Source organism: Aliterella atlantica CENA595, assembly GCF_000952155.1.
GTDB classification, from domain to species: domain Bacteria; phylum Cyanobacteriota; class Cyanobacteriia; order Cyanobacteriales; family Chroococcidiopsidaceae; genus Aliterella; species Aliterella atlantica.
Genome location: NZ_JYON01000001.1, coordinates 344,781 through 361,754, shown reverse-complemented (window position 1 = coordinate 361,754; position 16,974 = coordinate 344,781). Strand labels below are relative to the sequence as shown.

The window sequence follows — 16,974 nt, the reverse complement described above, 5'->3', positions numbered from 1 at the left end:
CCCTACTTCTTATCGCTTTACTCGTCGTTTGCGCCAACTTACAAGACCAAATACACCTACTAATACTCCCAAAGTAGAAGTTGGTTCGGGGACTGGTTTAGCACTAGCAATAAAGCCTCGTTGTTCGCCGTTAAAGTTGCCGATACCGATAATATCGCCATGTTCATTAATTTCGACTGCTGAGGTCAATTCCCAACCTGAAGCTGAGTCAATTAAGGTGTTGAGGTCAACCAGTTCGCCATTCTCCCATAGAAAAGCGTGTTCTGTAGAGCCATCAGCAAGACTATAAGCACCAACTACTTGAGTTAAGTCATTTATTCCATTAGCACGACTTGTACTACCGCCTAGAGTACCTAAAATAGTGCCAATAGAATTATTCAGCGGGTCGCTCCATATTTGTGCTTGGCTGTTATCGGGAAAACTAAATTCAGGTCCAGCACCAACTACTTGACCTAAATTATTTATGTCTGCTATGGATGTCCCAAAAATCGCAAACTCAGGTGCGTTAGCAGGTAGCAAAGTAGTTGTGTTGTTCTCAGTCCACAAACGACCTTCACCAGAACCTCTTGCTCTAGCAGGAGAATAGCCAACTACTTGATTTGTATTATTAATTCCTACTGCAAATGTATCAAAAAGCACCTCTGTTTGAGTACCGCTTTCATCCTGGATATAAGTGACGGGTCTTTCACTACCACTATATAAGACATAGCCTATAGCTACTACATTTGCATCATTAATGTCAGCAGCAGTGGTAGGAGGACAAAATTCGTTGCAAAAATCACCAGGTCTACCTAAGTCTGTTATTGCAGTACCGTCAAAGATGAAGGGTTGATCGCTAAAACCACCTGCGTTTAGTCCACCGCCAACAATTTTGCTATTGTTGTTAATAGCTGTCGCAGAGATGGGACTATTGTTAGCGCCAGGAATGGTTGTTAAATCTGTCACCTTGCCAGCTTGCCACAAGTATTGCTCCCCAACTACTTCGCCTTTGTCGTTGATGTCTGAGGGCAAAAAGTCTAATCCAGTAATGTTATAAAAAGCGGCGGCGTTAGCTGGTGCAACTGCTCCCAAACTAATTACAGCAGTTCCAAGACTTGCAATTGATAGTTTCCTTAGCGCAGGCATTATTACTCCTCTTTAAAATTAGTAAAAATGTTAAAATTTTTAACCTAACTGTTTAAAAAATATTTTGTATTTAAGTAGTTATTTTATTACTAATTAACTTTTATTGATCGAGATTTTCTCTTAATATCTTACACCTAATTTTAACTTTCTTTCACGGGCAAAATATAACTTTTCTCAATCTTGACAAGTAATATAAGCTTGAATATATATGAGATTACATCAAAAAATCTATCTGTGGTGTAATAAACAATATACATTTACTCTGTATGAGCAAAGGTGATTTGAGCTTACTTTCGACTCAGTATAAAGCATATAAACTTAGCCTAGCGATCGCTTGCTTCCTAATTCACTTATAGCGCTCGTTGTTCATTTTTCTGCAAATTTGCGCTCTCAAATTCATGCATAGCTATCTACCTCTAATAGGCTTTTATTTAAAACCGATTTTCGTATTCGAGGATTGCTAAACTTTCTGCCGATAAATTACTAGAAGCTCGGACGCGGAAATTGTCATCAAGGCGATAACTTAGACCAAATTGAGTAGGTTCATTAGTTGTGAGAATCCGCAATACAGAAACAGAGAGATTGCGCGTAACATCGATATTAGCTTCAGCAGCTAAACCCAAAGTCGAATTGCGCGACTCCTCAGAATTACTAACAGTTGGAAACAAACGCAACTCATCAAGTCCGAGCGCATTTCCAAGGCGGCTGACAGTTCCTTGAAAATTGCCTAATATTGCCGAGCCTGCTAAATTTGCTAGTCCCAATGTACTATCGCCCCGCCCTAAAGTATCGACAAATCCACCACCAATTAAAGCAATAATTTCATTTTGGCTGCGGGTAGGATCGCTCGTTAGTTCGAGATTGTCAAAAATTTCGCTAGCAGCACCTTTGACTCTAGCTTGGACGCGTACGGTACTTAAAGCCCCCAAATCTGAAGCCAATACGTTATCAGAAATTTCTGTAGATGCAGCAGAAGCAGGAACCCTTGCTCGCGTAACTTCTGGAACTCTCGCAATTAAACGCACATCAAGATTGGGGTCTAGACCTCTTTCCGGTAGGAAAGTTGCTTTGTTCTCATACCCGCGCGCTAGCACGAACTGAGTAGTAAACAAATTTACTCCTCCGCGACGCAAGCCAATAGTGCCGCTAGGACGCAGATCGTCTAAACTGCCATTAAGAGTAAGACCGCCGTTTGCTTCAAACTCCAATACTGGCGGTAGAGTAATCCTAATATTTCGATCTAGGGTTAGTTGTAATTTGTTAAATTCTGGTGCTGTAGCGATTTGATTGGTATTGTTGTCTTGACGCAAAGAATTTGCAACTTGACTAGAAGGTGTAGCTGTTTGTCTTTCACCTAACAACACTTCACCGTTAGCTAATAACACTTCACCACCAATAACTGGACTAAGTGCTGCTCCGGTAACGGTAACATTGCCACTCGCGCCACCGCGATACAATCCGCGCAAATTTAGCGCTAGCTGGTCGAGATTGACTGTTAAAGGATTAGCTAAATCTGGGTCGTTTGCACTCAAACGCTTAAATATGGGAATTACTCCTTGAGTCACCACTTGACCTTGAGAAAAATTCCCCCGTACGTTGTTTACTTGAATGCGGTCTTGGTTGAAATTTATCGTCCCTGTAACATCAGTTAGCGCCTCTGGCAAAGCTTGAGCCGTAATCGTGGCATTGTTGACTGTGACAATACCAGTTGCTACAGGTGCGTTTAAAGTACCGTCCACTTGCAGATTTACCTGTCCCTCGCCGCTTTGCCAAGCTACTTGGTTAGTAAATAAGTTGAGCAACGCTAAACCTTCATCTTGGACATTGACATCAAGGCTAATGGCGTTAGTGTCTGGTTTTGCAGCAATAAAAGGCAACGCCACAGGCAAATTGCCGCTAATAGTAATGGGTTTTGGTCCATCAACCACAATATTACTATCAAAGTTCAAACGCGCGTTGTTATAGCTAAAACTTGTTAATGCAGAAGCGATCGCTTTTTCATTGAGCGTGCCATCTGCTAAACTAATTTCTCCCTGCACTTGCGGATTGGCAAGTGTCCCCGATAAGCTTGCTTTGGCATTAAGTTGACCTGTTAAATCCACAGGCAATTCGACAAAATTATCGATCGCTTGGATAGGAAAATTATTTACCAACAACTGACCGGATTGCCGTTTGCCACCAATTTGACCGTTGAATGCTAACAAAGATTTCTCCGATTGCAGCCTCAAAGGTTCAAACGTAAGAATACCGTTAACATAGCTACCTTGGGCAACGACTTGACTTGCCGTATAATCGTTACCTAATTTCCAATCTTGCCCCGTAACGTCAAATTTAACAGCTACAGCATCTAAAGAGGAGCCATTTACAGCAATTTGGGCGTTGAAAGTTCCGGCTAAGTCTTCCAGCCCTGGCAGAGACATATTACCTGGTCCCTGGTTTTGTTGCATCGCTAGCAACATATTAATTTCTGAGAAACGGCGCAATTGAGCTTGCAACGATGCATTCGGCAATCCTACTGATTCTGTCGCTAAAGCAACTGCACCTGCATCTGATGGTGGCTTTTTAGAACTGCCCAAATTGCCGAAATTTAAAGCTTGCGCCGCAGCGATTACATCTTGAAGTTTGCCTTGAGTAACATTGAGTTGACCTTGGATTTTGGGACCATTGGCAGTAGGCGTAAATCTTCCCGAAGCAGCATAAAGACTATCACCACTGTCAAATTGGGCATCAGTTAAACTTATTGCTCCCTCGTTATAGCTAAATTGACCGGAAAATCTCTCGCCTTTAAGTTGACCTAAAACGGGATTGGCGATCGCCACATCGCCAGCAACAGCAAATGTGTTTTGATTAATAGTAAAATCCCCTGTCAGCAATCCAGCTACAGATCCTCTCCCCAAAGGAGAAGGAGGTAAAGTTAGTTTGAGCGTCTGCAAGGGGAAATTCTCTACATTAACTAGCAGATTTTGTCCTTGAGCTTGTCCTCTAGCGATCGCGCGATCGCGCTGGACGATAAAAGAAGTGGGGCGATAGTTGGAGTTAAGATTGACAGCAATGCGATCGCCCGTACCTGTAACATCTAAATTTATACCTTTGCGATCGTTTACCTGCACGTTACCAGTTAATACCGGATCGAAGGCAAGATTATTTACTACCAAACCGCGCAAGCGCAAACCACCGACGACATTCGGTAATGGCAAACTCCCGCTAATTCTGCCTGCAAAATCAGCACGACCTGCCAAACTCACTGTATCAGGTAGCTTAAATGGTAAATCTTGCAGGTTGTAATTTTGGGCTTTGACATTCAAGTTCAGCGCTTGAATCGATGGAGTATTTTGAGTTTCGACAAATATTAACCCGCTAGCAACCAAATCTGGAGCCGTTGCTTCTTTGACTATTACCTTTTCTCCATCCCACTGAATATCGGCTGTAAGTGGTTGCTCGACTACAGCCACGCCTTGAGAAAAGCGCACTTGACCAGCAGCGCGAATTCCGCTCAAATTGAGATTATCCAAATTACCAGCTACCAGCAGTTGACCGTTCAAGCGCCCGCGTAGTTGTTCGGAAAAGCGATCGAGTTGAAGTCCTGACGCATTAACTTGTGCTTGCCATTGACCGCGATTTAGCTGAATATCAGTAGCGTTTACTGTCCCATTGGCAACATTTAAGCGTCCTTGACCTGTAGCGCTAATTGTGTTGGGTTGAAAAGATTGAGTAATGCCTGCAACTTGAAATGAGCCTGTCAATCTACCGCGAAATTGGGGGGGAATTTGCGGCGATAATTGTCCGATTTGCACGCCTTGGGTTTGAACTTGCGATCGCCAACGTCCTTGAGTTAGTTGAATATTAGTCGCTGTAACTGTCCCATCAGCAATGTTTAAGCGCCCTTGACCTACAGCATTAATAGTCTCTGGCGCAAAAGATTGGGTAATACCAGCTACCTTAAATGAGCCTGTTAGCCTGCCTTGCAACTGCGGGGGAACTTGTGCTAACTGTCCTATAGGTACGTTTTGAGTTTGAAGTTGAGTTTGCCAGCGTCCTTGACTTAGCTGAATATTCGTGGCTGTAACTGTGCCGCCACCTACATTTAATCTACCTTCACCTACAGCAGTAATAGCTTCTGGTTTAAGGTTATTGGTTGAGCCAACAAGGTTAAATCTACCGCTTAATGGCGACTGCAAAGCCGGAGGAACAGTTAATACTTGTCCTAACCTGACATTGCTTGCTAGCACAGAGGCGCGGAAGCGATCGCCTGCTAGTTGTCCTATCGCTCTTACAGTACCTCCGCCTACTTGCAATTTCGTATCGCGGAAGGTAAAAGTCTTTGTGTCTTCGATAACAATTTGACCGCTACCAGGATAAGTCGCTTGCGGCGCTTCCCAGTTGACGATGGTTTGTAATTTATCAATCGTGCCGCCAACTTGGGTTTTGGCGCTGACTGTACCGATTTTAATCGGCGCAGAGACATTATAAAGGCGAGCGAGCGTATCACCAGGAATATTTTTTGCTACTGCTGTAAAACCTAATTGCGGTGTTTGCCCTAGTTTAATAATGCCATTACCTGCAATTTGACCGCCAACCGCTGGTTTTGCTTGAATGTTGCTTAAGGCAATTACCTCGTCTACTGGCGAAAACGCAAACTGAGATCGCACACTACTAAAGTTGACGCGATCGATCCGAGCAGGCTTAATTGTGGCAACGTTGCCTGATAGTATGGGTTTTTTAATCGGTCCGGCAAATTTCAAATCGGCTTTGACTACACCGCTAGTAGCAACGGGCAACTTTAAATTTAGGGTATTTTGGGCTGTTGATAAACTAACTGATGGTACTTGAGCAGTCAGATTGTAGCCAACTTCAGGATCGAGCGTACCATTAGCGATCGCTGGAACTTGACCGTAACTTGCTTTGACATTATCCAGTCCAATCCGCGTTTCTCTAAATAGTAGAGTGCCTGTAGCCTTGTTAAAGGCTTGCGGTAATTGCGGCACCTTGGCTGTAACTGCTCTAATATTGGCAGTACCAAACAATAAAGTTGGCTCATCTGGTTTACTTTGTACTCTTACATTGGCATCGGCTCTACCTGAGCGAATTTCCAAAGGCAACTTAATTAATCGAGTTAAATCTGAGGCTAAAAGGTTTTGTCCCCGCACTTGCACGTTAATTTCTGAAGAGCGCGGACGTGCTTCTCCTTGTACGAGTAAGTTCCCCTCAGTTAGAGGTTTGCCACTGACATTAAACTTAACTAACTCGTTATCTTCCAAAAACTGAGCAGAACCGTCAACTTGAGCCAAAGATACGCGCTTTTTGCTCTTAGGCTGTTGATTTGACACTAATACTATGTCAGCATTTTTAACATTAATAGTATCTAGTTGAGTTTTAAAAGCGCCTTTTCCTTCCTCGGAGGCAATAGTCGTAGATACCCAGCGACCTTCGTTATCTTGCTCGATATAAACATCAGGGTTAATTAAAGTTACGTCTAACTGCAGAGTGCGAGTAAGTAGTAGCTGAATCGCGTTAAAGTTTACTTCTACTGCCTCAACACTAGCGCGATCTGGATCGCTGGATGTTGCTGGTACAGAAGACTTGCCAAAGCGTAACCCAGAGAGCGAAAATTCTTCAACTGCGCCTAATTGCACAGGTCTATTGAGAGTTTGAGTCAGATTTTGTTCTACTAAAGGCGCTAGACGTTCTTGAACGAAAACCCACAACCACCAAGCGCCCGCACTAAGTCCGATAGTTAGCGGGATACCTAAATAGATTCCTGTGCGTCTCAACCATACTAACCAGAAACGCCTGCCGGAATTATTAGATGATTGTTGGCTATCGGTTTCGTCAGATAACTTTGTCATTCACGCCTCACAATGTATCAGCCTGCTCACCACTGCCCAAAATAGTACAACTGGTATATCATGAATGCCAACTTGAAGATAGTGCAGTTAGTAATATATGGAAGAAATTATAAAAATAGTTGTTTGCACTAGGAATCTATGACATTAAGATAAATAACAATTAGAGAAGAGAGAAAATAATCGCATCATGCGCGTGTTTGTTTTACTGTTTAATGCCCGTACCGAAAATGAGGGAATTCATACCATTCGAGTAGGCGATCGCAATAAACTCCTGATGTTCGAGTCAGAGGACGATGCTACCCGTTTTGCGCTCATGTTAGAAGCTCAAGATTTTCCCCCTGCTACTGTAGAACCTATGGATAGCGAAGAACTTGAGGAATTTTGTACCAGTGCTGACTACGATTGGGAAATAGTGCCTGAAGGTGCTTTAGCAGTACCGCCGGAGGCGAATGTCGAGGAATTGGACTGGCAAAAGGATAATCCCAAACCGGATGTAGATGAACAAATGTCTGATAGTGAGTTAGATCGCATTCGGCGGCAATTTGAAGGATTGTTGTAAAGTAGCTCAAAACTAAGTAAATAGAAGAGGATTGATAATTTGGAACAGCGGGGTCATTTACTTACAGAACAAGTCAATCCTAATAGTCAGAACTTAGACAAGTTAAGTTCCCTAGAATTAGTAGAATTGTTCAACCAAGAAGACGAACAAGCGATCGCGGCTGTAGCGGCAGCAAAAACTCAGCTAGCAGAGGCGATTGAGCGCACAGCGCAGGCACTACGTCATGGCGGTAGATTGTTTTATATTGGCGCGGGAACCAGTGGCAGATTAGGCGTATTAGATGCAGCAGAATGCCCGCCTACTTTTTGCAGTCCGCCAGAATTGGTACAAGGAATTATTGCTGGCGGTGCGGCGGCTTTGGTACGCAGTTCGGAAGATTTGGAAGATCGTGCTGAAGATGGGGAAGCAGCGATTTCTCAACGGCAAATAACTGAGTTAGATGTAGTAGTAGGAATTACCGCTGGGGGTACTACGCCGTTTGTGCATGGCGCATTGCAAGCAGCGCGTCGGCGGGGTGCAACAACTATTTTTATGGCTTGCGTACCCGAAAATCAAGTAAGTGCGGAGGCTGATATTGATATTCGCTTGTTAGTTGGTGCGGAAGTATTGGCAGGTTCGACAAGGCTCAAAGCTGGTACGGCAACTAAACTTGCTTTAAATATTCTATCTACAGGCGTAATGGTGCAGTTAGGCAAAGTTTATGGCAATCGCATGGTAGATGTGGCGGTAACTAATAAGAAATTACGCGATCGCGCATTACGGATGTTGCAAGACTTGACAGGCTTAAATAGAGAAGCTGCAGGCATACTATTAGAACAAAGCGGCAAGTCAGTTAAATTAGCTTTGCTGATGCATTGGACGGGATTAGGTAGGGAGGGGTGCGATCGCTTGTTAGCACAACACAATGGTAATCTTAGAGCCGCAGTTGATAGCCATCAAAAATGAGTACGCAATTAGCTCAAATCATTGGTTAGTAAAATAAGTTATTCTGACTAAGTGTAGTTTCTGATACATTATGAACATCATGACCGACCTACTAGCAGAAGCTTTTAGAAAAGCACAAGATCTGCCAGATTATTTGCAAAACGAACTTGCCGAGCAGCTTATTGATGATGTTGAAAACGAGCTAAAATGGCAGCGATCGCTATCTCAACCACAAAACGCGAAACTGGAAGAATTAGCAGCAAAAGCTTTAAGCGATTCTATCAATGGAAAAACTAAGGCATTAGGTTTTGACGAACTATGAAGTCAGAATTGACCGAAGAGTTTATCGAATACTTTGCACAGTTACCTGAAAGAGTTCAAAAAGCAGCAAGAAAAAACTACAAACTTTGGCAGCAGAATCCTTTACATCCAAGTTTAGAGTTCAAAAAACTCAATACGAAGCAACCGATATACTCAGTGAGGGCAGGTATTGGCTGGCGTGCTGTAGCAGTAATGAAAAACCCTGATACAATTGTGTGGTTTTGGATTGGCTCACATAGCAACTACGATCGGCTGCTAAGAAACTTATAGATAAATTTATATTTTACGAGATTATGTTAGTTGCCGAAATAGTAATTTTAGAGCCGCAATTAACAATTATTAGAAGTAACTACAGCATTCAACTCCTGTTTGAGTTTTGCTATGGATTGAGGTTGAATTTTGCCTGCTTTTGATTCAGCGATCGCATCTAGCAAGCGACGACCGTTAGCAGGATTGCGTAATAAATACACTGTTTCAACTAAGCTTGTTAAATCTGACTCTGCTATCATTGCTACATTTTCACCATCGCGGCGATTGATAATATATACTTGATGGTTTTCGACTACTTGTTCTAGTAACTGAAAAAATCCGTTTCTAGCATCGGTTGGAGAAGTAATTTCGTAATAAAACATGACTAATGTACGCGATTAGGTACATATTATTCTATCTTCGAGCGTTACAACAGGGTAATAAAGGCTTTTGAGCAACTGTGTTTAAGCCTACTGACTTAAGCAAATCTGCCCAACCTTTGACCAATGCTGGATCTTGCGGGCGTTCTTGACGAGCTTGATATAGTGCAGCTAAAGCATCGTACCAAATACTATTAGCAGCATACAGCGAGGCGCGATCGCGTGGATTTGCTGCTTTCAACTCACCAGCCAAAAATGGATCTAGTGCTATCTTTTCAATAAATCCTTCGACATATTTATCTCCCGAACGATCTTCTGCTTGACAGACTAACGAGAAATACCAATGATATTTTTGGTTGTTTTTTAAAGCTGGAATATTTGGAAATTCAGCTAAATCGAGCCGGACAATTCCTGCTTTCGTGTTCGGGGTGATATTTGTTTTGTAGATTTCCCGATCTTGGTTGTCAAGCAACACAAATTCTATAGTTGGGGATGAATGCTGCGGTATGTAGAAAAATAGCGCAGGATACTCTGCTGTAGTTAACGCCTCTTTTTCCGGTACTAAAGCAACTAATTGTTCGCTACCTGCTGTGGCGCAGCCGCGCGTTCCTCCTGATTGGCGATTATTGGGCGTACCTCTATTTGCAGGTACAAAAGTATAAAGTTGTCCAGGACGCAGGGCTTTAGCATATCTACTAACATTACTAATTGCCCTAGTAGCATATTTATCTTGAGGGCGTAGCTTGAGCGCTTTTCTAAAATTAATTAAGGCATTTTTATAGTCTCGTCTCGCATTAGCCGCGTAGCCAAGCTGCATATACTTGTCATAACTCAAACGAAATTGAGCAACATTAACTGGATTTGCAATACTTGCTGGTAGTGCAATAGGACTAATGCCAGCACATAGCAGAAATACAAGTAAAATTCTTTTCATTTGGCGGCGATCGCAGTTGATATAGTATTTGCAGAAAATGTTAAAGGAGCATTCAACACCCATTGCTTGTTTTTATAGAACAAAATTTGGTAGAGGTGAGTGCCTCCATATCTAAATGCAGACTCAAAAGATTGCAAGTAAAGATACCACATCCGCAAAAACCGTTCGTCATAGGTTGCGGAGAGCGAGGCAATTTTAGCTCTATTTTGAGTAAAGTTATTTGCCCAGTGCCGCAAAGTTTCGGCATAATGAGGCTTTAAGCTTTCCGCGTGAGCAACAGATAGTTTTGCTAATAGCAGTGCTTTAGCTAATTCATGCAGTTGGGGTACATACGCTCCAGGGAAAATGTATTTATCTACCCAAGCACCATTTCTTAAATTACTTTCTGTTCCTACTGTTTGCAATAAACCAATACCTTTAGGCTTTAACAGTTCTGCTGCTTTGCGCGTGAAAGTAACAAAGTTATTTTTACCAACGTGTTCAAACATCCCGATACTGACAAACTTATCGTATTGCCCTTGCACTTGGCGGTAATCGGCGACAACAATTTTGAGGCGATCGCTTAGTCCTTTTTGCTCTATCCTTTCTTTAGCTAGATTTGCCTGTTCTAAACTTAGGGTAATACCCGTTCCAGTCACGCCATAGCGTTCGGCAGCATAAATTAGCATTCCTCCCCAGCCACAGCCGATATCTATAAGCGATTCATCCGGCTGTAAAGATAGTTTTTGACAAATCAATTCATACTTCTGCAACTGCATTTGTTCTAAAGTATCCGTTTCTCGAAGGCGGTAGCCGCAGGAGTAAGTTAGCGTCGGATCGAGAAAGTGCTGATAAAAATCGTTGCCTAAGTCGTAATGGTGTTGAACGTTTTTGCGGCTATTTTGAATAATTACTGGAATTGTTTGCAGGCGTTGAGCAATAATTTTTAATACTAACGGCAGCGTTATGCGTTCGCGGGCTTTGGCATAGACTCCATTAAAATGAAACAAGCCAATCAAATCAAATATGCGATCGCTTTTTTCATCCCACCAACCATCCATATAAGCCTCGCAAAACCCCAAGTCGGCGAATGTAAGAATGCGATCGTAGGTATTGGGGTTGTGAATTAATAGTTGTAATTGAGGAGACGATTCTTTATTCCCAAAGTTGAATTCCTTTCCTTGAGGGTTAATTACCGTCAAATGCCCTACTTCAATTAGACTGAAAAGTTGATATAGATAGCGTTCGGCGCTGGGTAAGTTATCTAGCTTGCGATTCATATACTTCATGCGCTAGTTTTGATGGGCTTCAGCCTACAACTTCTGCATATATCTGGCAAGCTTTTCATCCCACAATCTATTTACTTCCACTCGCCTTGCCAGCCAAAAGCTGCCCTGCGGTGTAATCTGGGCTTTGAGTAGCTGCTAAGTAATTTAGATCTTACTTGCGATCGCTGCTACTGCTCAGACAACACTAGACTGAAAAAACTGTGTCTGCAATAAATACTTAAATATCTCAGCTTGCTCGAATCGTGCCACCATAAGCATAGATAGAACTGCAATATTTCCCTGCCAACCCAGCTAAATTTTGGGTAGTCGGCTCAGTTACGGTAAACTTGTAGGCTATAGAGAAAGTAGTTTTATAAAAAATGTACACAGGATCGGAATCTACAGTCATCGCCTTAGTTGTGCTGGTGGCTTTTGGTATATTAGGTTGGGGATTTTACCGCGCCAAACCTTTTGGCAAACTAGGCATTCTTGCGTGGTTGCAGTCCGTTGTATTAATTGCTCCCTGGTTACTCTTTTTTGGTTCCTTCGCCGCAGGTATCTATATAAATCTTGCCGGAATTTTGCTACTCATTGTAGCTTCAACGATCGCCTATGTATTTATTGGCAATCGATTGCGGGCGGAAAACGCGCAAAACATCCTGCGCAAAGAAGAACCCAAAGCATCAATGCCCAATGGTCAACCAGTTACGCTAGATCCTAAGTCTACCGAACAAACACCTGTAGAGCAAATAGCCCCAATTCCAGCCGAAGATTTAGCTGCAATTAAAGGAATTTTTAGCATCGACACATATTTTGCCGTAGAAACAATTCCTTACCAAGAAGGTGTAATTTGTAAAGGCAACCTGCGAGGAGAAGCAGAGGAAGTACACCAACGCTTAACTGCACGCTTGCACGAAAAATTAGGCGATAGCTACCGCCTGTTTTTAGTCGAAAATTTAGATGCTAAACCTGTAGTAATTGTCCTTCCTAGCCGTACTGACTTGCGATCGATTACTTTAGGGCAAAAAATCTTTGCAGCGCTGCTATTTATAGCCACAATCGCCACAAGTTTAGAAACAGCAGGCTTGTTATTAAACTTCGATTTCTTCACCAATCCTGCTAGGCTGCCAGAAGTTTTACCAATTAGTATTGGCATCATTGCAGTTTTAATCGCCCACGAAATTGCCCATCGAGTTATCGCCAGACGCTATCAAGTCACTTTAAGCCCACCATTTTTCCTCCCAACTTTGCAAATAGGCTCCTTTGGGGCAATTACACGCTTTTTGTCATTAGTTCCTAACCGCAAAGCCTTATTTGATATTGCTTTTGCAGGACCTGCTGCAGGCGGGGCGCTATCTTTATTAATATTGATAGTTGGATTAATCTTGTCTCATCCAGGCAGTTTATTTCAAGTGCCAGTGGAGTTTTTTCAAGGTTCAATTTTAGTTGGAACCCTAGCGCGGGTAATTTTGGGTTCCGAAGTACACAATCAGTTAATTGATGTCAATCCGCTAACTGTAGTCGGTTGGTTGGGATTAGTAATTACAGCTTTAAATGTAATGCCTGCTGGGCAATTGGATGGAGGAAGGATTGTTCAAGCTATATACGGACGCAAAACAGCAGGACGTACAACTTTTGCTACCTTAATTGTACTAGCGATCGCTTCATTAGCCAATCCCGTCGCCATGTACTGGGCAATCGTCATTGTCTTTCTACAACGAGATGCAGAACGCCCCAGCCTCAACGAAATCACCGAACCAGACGATGCTAGAGCCGCATTAGGACTGCTCGCCTTGTTCTTAATGATTTCCGTCCTTCTACCCCTTACCCCAGCCTTAGCAGGGCGCTTAGGTATCGGAACGTAATAGTTTAACAGTGACCAGTTATCAGTCAAGAGCGCAAGGTTTAAGCCCCCACTATACTACCCGACAATTAATAACTGGTCACTGGTCATTGGTCACTGGTCACTGCTTTAAACGTTACTAGGAGCAGTAACTAGCACTTCACCTTTAAGCATTCTTTGGGCTGCATCTAACAGAGCTTCTTCCAAATAAGGCTTAATAAAGTAACCACTTGCACCTAATTGCACTGCCATTTGCCTGTGACGGTCAGAACCGCGCGACGTTAACATAGCGATCGGTAGATTTTGTAAATTGGGATGTTCGTGGATGCGCGATAACAACTCTAATCCATCCATTCTCGGCATCTCGATATCGCAGAATACGATATCGCAGGGCAACCCGTCATTGAGTTTATCCCAAGCTTCTTGACCGTCACGAGCTTGTTCTACACGGTAGCCAGCATTGTTAAAAGTAATCGATAGCAGTTCTCGCACCGTAATCGAGTCATCAACAATGAGTACCATTGGTTCGCTCTTAGCCGCAGGCATAACAGGAATTCTGGCTTCCCCATTAGCTGTCAAGTCGTCTAGCTTGCGTTGCAGCTTACCTGTCGATAAGTCAATCAATTCCAGTACGTCAGCAATCGGCATAATGCGACCATCTCCCATTACCGTTGCACCTGCAACTCCTAATGGTTTAGGCGCTGGGCGCTCAAATTGCTTAATTACAATTTCTTGTTCGCCCAATACTTGGTCTACTTGAACGGCAAGGAAAGTTCCACCGCTACGCAGCACGATAATCGAAATGGTATCTTCCGAACGACCGCTGCCATAAATACTACCGCGACTGAGGTGGCGATTGTAGGTGAGAATTTCTTTGAGGTGTTGGAATGGCAGTAACATTCCATTGCGCCAAACTATGCAAGATTTGCCTTCGCCATTAGTAACGACATCCTTGGCAGGAATATCGAGCATTTGTTCTACACCGTCCATTGGGAAAGCAATACGTGCCTTATCGCTCAAGCAGCATAGCGCTTTACAAATGCTCAGAGTCAAAGGTAAGCGGATAGTAAATGTCGTACCCTTGCCCAAAGTTGAATCAGTGCTGATTGTGCCGCGAATTTGACTTAGGCTAGTGCGAACGACATCCATGCCAATACCTCGCCCAGCAAATTCGTCTACTGTATCTTTGATACTAAAGCCAGGATGGAAAAGTAGGTCGTAAGCTTCCAAATCAGACATTGTTTGAGCTTTTTCGGCGGTAATCAAGCCTTTTTGCATTGCCTTGGCTTTGACTTTCTCGGTATCAATTCCTGCGCCATCATCGCTAATCGAGATAATTGTTTGGTTGCCTTGGTGGAAAGTCTGCAGCGTAATTTTGCCTGTAGCTGACTTACCTAAAGCCTCGCGTTGCTCTGGAGATTCGATGCCGTGAGCGATCGCATTATTTACTAAATGGCTCATCGGATCGTACAGTTGCTCTAAGAGTACCTTATCAATTAAGGTCTGTTCGCCGTCAATAATCAACTCTGCTTGCTTGCCAGATTTGATCGAAATATCGCGCACTGCACGCGGCAAACGATTGGCAATTTCGGCAAATGGGATCATCCGCGACTGCGCTACACCTTCTTGTAAATGAGTTGTCACTTGGCGGAACTGACGCGCTACTTGGTCGGTTTCTTCGGTAACAAATTCGATGTCTGATGAAGACTCGCGCACCCTAACAATCAACTCGATCATTTGCTGCGTTAAGGTATGGAAGCCAGTGAAGCGATCCATTTCTAAAGCATCAAAGTTAACACCTGTAGAGTGAGTAGATTCCTCAGCGTTAACAGCATTGTTCGCTCCTTTGTTGCGATTGAGCAGCGAGTTTTGTAGCAAACTGCGCTCGTACAATTCTTGCATCTTGAAGCCTACTTCACTAAGTTGTTGCACTTGGTTGAGCAGGTTATCTAAAAACTGTCTGAGCCTGAGTTGGTCTTGTTCTAAGCTATTACGATATACAACTAATTCGCCGACTAAGTTACCAATGTTGTCTAAGTGCTTAACTGGCACTCGCATCATTTGTTCAAATACTGCTCGGCGCGGACTTGCAGCAGCGTTAGGTTCTGCTGTATTTGCCTCTGGAACTTCTACTTCAACTAAGGTAATTTCTGGTTCTAGCAGCTTATCTAAGTCTTCAAAGGCTTCATCTGCTTCTGCTTCCCAATGACTATCAACAGATTCATCTGGCAAGTCTTGAGCAGGTTCGAGATTGAAGCTAAATTCTAGCGGTTGTTCGTCATAGCTAAATTCTCCATTTAGGGAAACTGGTGGCAATTCTAAGGAATCATCGCTATTACTAACAAATAAGTCTGCATCTAAATCTAATTGGGTACTTTCTTCAATAGGTGCAGAGGCTTCTACTTGCCACAAATCGCCTAGAGACTCATCATCAGTTGTTGCAGTTGTTTCTGAATCCGCAAATAAATCGATAAAGTTAAATTCTTCAGATGTAGATTCTTCAGCCTCGGCGGGAGTTTCATTGAATAAACGATCTAACGCCAACATCTCCTCTACAGAGTCGGCATCTGCTCCCATATAACTATTTTCATCGTCAAGGGTGGCATCGAATAGACCTACAAGATCGTCATCTGAGGACTCATTCATAGCAAATAAATCGCCCAAGTCATCAGTATCGTGATCGCCCCAATCATTGATGACTGCTGAATCTTTTTGCCCTAAAATTTGTAACTGCCTGCTGGGAATAATATCTGCAGCACTATCTTGAGCGACTAATTCTTGGGCTTGTTTAAGCTCCTTAATAATAATTGGTGCTAAAGTGCGGAAAGTATTTTTAGGTTTAGCGATCGCAGCTTGAGCGCTTTCGCATAACTGACACCAATTTGCTAAGTCAAACTCTCTACCCAAGGCAACAAGTTCCTGGCAATAATCTTGAAGTTGCTGGCGAGAAGTAGGCGTTGGTGGTTGCTTAAATAGCTCCAACATCTGGCGCAGTTGTTGCGGTACTTTGGTCTGGAATGCTGTTAGCGCTGAGTTTTCAGCGGTTGCACTACTACCGGAACTTGCCAGCGAGGTCAAATGAATGTCAATTTTGCCAAAAGTTGGTTCTACTTTTGCCATCAGCGCACTTGATACTTCTTCAGTTAAAGCGCCTCTTTCGAGATGTTCTAACAAGTCGCGCTGAGTATCGAATACTTGCAGTAATAGCGATTCTAAATTTTGGTCAACTTGAATCTTGCCAGATTCTTTAAGAATTTTAAAAAAGTCTTCTAGGCGGTGAGCCGTACGCTGAATGCTATTAAGTCCTAGCATCGCGGCTCCGCCTTTAATCGAATGAGCGGCTCGGAAAATATCGTTCAGCATTTCCGAGTCTTGCAGCGTAGTTTGCAGGTTTAGCAAACCTTGCTCAATGGTGATAAGGTGGTCTTTGGCTTCCTCAATAAAGTAGCCCAAGATACGCTGTTGTTGTTCCGGCAGCATAGTAGGTTTGGGGTATGGGGTTTTAAAAAGAGATAAATTTAAGGCGGCATTTGGTGTTACCTACCG

Annotated in this window: 11 protein-coding genes; 5 read left to right on the top strand and 6 right to left on the bottom strand. The window is 43.1% G+C overall.

The window, feature by feature from the left end; all coding sequences use genetic code 11:
• Positions 1 to 9: 9 nt before the first annotated feature.
• Together UH38_RS01675 and UH38_RS01670 are read right to left on the bottom strand one after the other, a co-directional pair.
• Complete coding sequence (locus tag UH38_RS01675; protein ID WP_045052851.1) at positions 10 to 1,125, bottom strand: HAF repeat-containing PEP-CTERM protein; 1,116 nt, start codon at positions 1,123 to 1,125, stop codon at positions 10 to 12.
• A gap of 431 nt (positions 1,126 to 1,556) precedes the next feature.
• The gene (locus tag UH38_RS01670) at positions 1,557 to 6,971 is read right to left on the bottom strand and encodes a translocation/assembly module TamB domain-containing protein (protein ID WP_045052850.1); all 5,415 of its coding nucleotides are present in this window, start codon (positions 6,969 to 6,971) and stop codon (positions 1,557 to 1,559) included.
• A gap of 187 nt (positions 6,972 to 7,158) precedes the next feature.
• Between UH38_RS01670 and UH38_RS01665 the strand changes: the two genes are divergently transcribed.
• The 4 genes from UH38_RS01665 (at position 7,159) to UH38_RS01650 (ending at position 9,045) form a co-directional block, all read left to right on the top strand.
• On the top strand, positions 7,159 to 7,530 hold the full coding sequence (locus UH38_RS01665) for a DUF3110 domain-containing protein (RefSeq protein ID WP_045052849.1): 372 nt from the start codon (positions 7,159 to 7,161) through the stop codon (positions 7,528 to 7,530).
• A 30-nt stretch (positions 7,531 to 7,560) separates the two neighbouring features.
• Positions 7,561 to 8,475 carry an N-acetylmuramic acid 6-phosphate etherase gene (gene murQ, locus UH38_RS01660; protein ID WP_045052848.1) on the top strand — a complete coding sequence of 305 codons (915 nt, stop codon included), beginning with the start codon at positions 7,561 to 7,563 and terminating at the stop codon, positions 8,473 to 8,475.
• 79 nt (positions 8,476 to 8,554) lie between these two features.
• Positions 8,555 to 8,776, top strand: coding sequence for a hypothetical protein (locus tag UH38_RS01655; protein WP_045052847.1), 222 nt, complete (start codon positions 8,555 to 8,557; stop codon positions 8,774 to 8,776).
• A complete protein-coding gene (locus UH38_RS01650) occupies positions 8,773 to 9,045 on the top strand; it encodes a ParE family toxin-like protein (RefSeq protein WP_045052846.1) in 273 nt (90 codons plus the stop codon). Before UH38_RS01655 ends, UH38_RS01650 begins: the two co-directional genes overlap by 4 nt.
• Positions 9,046 to 9,104: 59 nt before the next feature.
• On the opposite strand, the gene UH38_RS01645 is transcribed toward UH38_RS01650, so the two are convergent.
• Genes UH38_RS01645 through UH38_RS01635 form a run of 3 tightly spaced genes read right to left on the bottom strand, consistent with a single transcriptional unit; the run spans position 9,105 to position 11,597 of the window.
• The gene (locus UH38_RS01645; protein WP_045052845.1) at positions 9,105 to 9,407 is read right to left on the bottom strand and encodes a type II toxin-antitoxin system Phd/YefM family antitoxin; all 303 of its coding nucleotides are present in this window, start codon (positions 9,405 to 9,407) and stop codon (positions 9,105 to 9,107) included.
• Between the two features lie 31 nt (positions 9,408 to 9,438).
• The gene (locus tag UH38_RS01640) at positions 9,439 to 10,338 is read right to left on the bottom strand and encodes a DUF928 domain-containing protein (RefSeq protein ID WP_052672213.1); all 900 of its coding nucleotides are present in this window, start codon (positions 10,336 to 10,338) and stop codon (positions 9,439 to 9,441) included.
• A complete protein-coding gene (locus tag UH38_RS01635; RefSeq protein WP_200892235.1) occupies positions 10,335 to 11,597 on the bottom strand; it encodes a class I SAM-dependent methyltransferase in 1,263 nt (420 codons plus the stop codon). Before UH38_RS01635 ends, UH38_RS01640 begins: the two co-directional genes overlap by 4 nt.
• Before the next feature lie 368 nt (positions 11,598 to 11,965).
• Here UH38_RS01635 and UH38_RS01630 point away from each other — a divergent pair, with 368 nt between their 5' ends.
• Positions 11,966 to 13,450, top strand: a complete 1,485-nt coding sequence (locus tag UH38_RS01630; RefSeq protein ID WP_045052843.1) for a site-2 protease family protein — start codon at positions 11,966 to 11,968, stop codon at positions 13,448 to 13,450.
• Positions 13,451 to 13,557: 107 nt separating this feature from the next.
• Here the strand turns inward: UH38_RS01630 and UH38_RS01625 are convergent, their stop codons facing one another.
• Positions 13,558 to 16,908 (bottom strand): hybrid sensor histidine kinase/response regulator, encoded by a 3,351-nt coding sequence (locus UH38_RS01625; RefSeq protein WP_045052842.1) that lies wholly within the window; start codon positions 16,906 to 16,908, stop codon positions 13,558 to 13,560.
• Between the last annotated feature and the right edge of the window lie 66 nt (positions 16,909 to 16,974).

Excerpts from the sequence above, each read along its gene's own strand:
- UH38_RS01650 (WP_045052846.1), top strand. The coding sequence starts at position 8,773 with ATGAAGTCAGAATTGACCGAAGAGTTTATCGAATACTTTGCACAGTTA.
- UH38_RS01640 (WP_052672213.1), bottom strand. The coding sequence starts at position 10,338 with ATGAAAAGAATTTTACTTGTATTTCTGCTATGTGCTGGCATTAGTCCT.
- UH38_RS01635 (WP_200892235.1), bottom strand. The coding sequence starts at position 11,597 with ATGAATCGCAAGCTAGATAACTTACCCAGCGCCGAACGCTATCTATAT.
- UH38_RS01665 (WP_045052849.1), top strand. The coding sequence starts at position 7,159 with ATGCGCGTGTTTGTTTTACTGTTTAATGCCCGTACCGAAAATGAGGGA.
- UH38_RS01625 (WP_045052842.1), bottom strand. The coding sequence starts at position 16,908 with ATGCTGCCGGAACAACAACAGCGTATCTTGGGCTACTTTATTGAGGAA.
- UH38_RS01630 (WP_045052843.1), top strand. The coding sequence starts at position 11,966 with ATGTACACAGGATCGGAATCTACAGTCATCGCCTTAGTTGTGCTGGTG.
- UH38_RS01675 (WP_045052851.1), bottom strand. The coding sequence starts at position 1,125 with ATGCCTGCGCTAAGGAAACTATCAATTGCAAGTCTTGGAACTGCTGTA.
- UH38_RS01670 (WP_045052850.1), bottom strand. The coding sequence starts at position 6,971 with ATGACAAAGTTATCTGACGAAACCGATAGCCAACAATCATCTAATAAT.
- UH38_RS01645 (WP_045052845.1), bottom strand. The coding sequence starts at position 9,407 with ATGTTTTATTACGAAATTACTTCTCCAACCGATGCTAGAAACGGATTT.
- UH38_RS01655 (WP_045052847.1), top strand. The coding sequence starts at position 8,555 with ATGACCGACCTACTAGCAGAAGCTTTTAGAAAAGCACAAGATCTGCCA.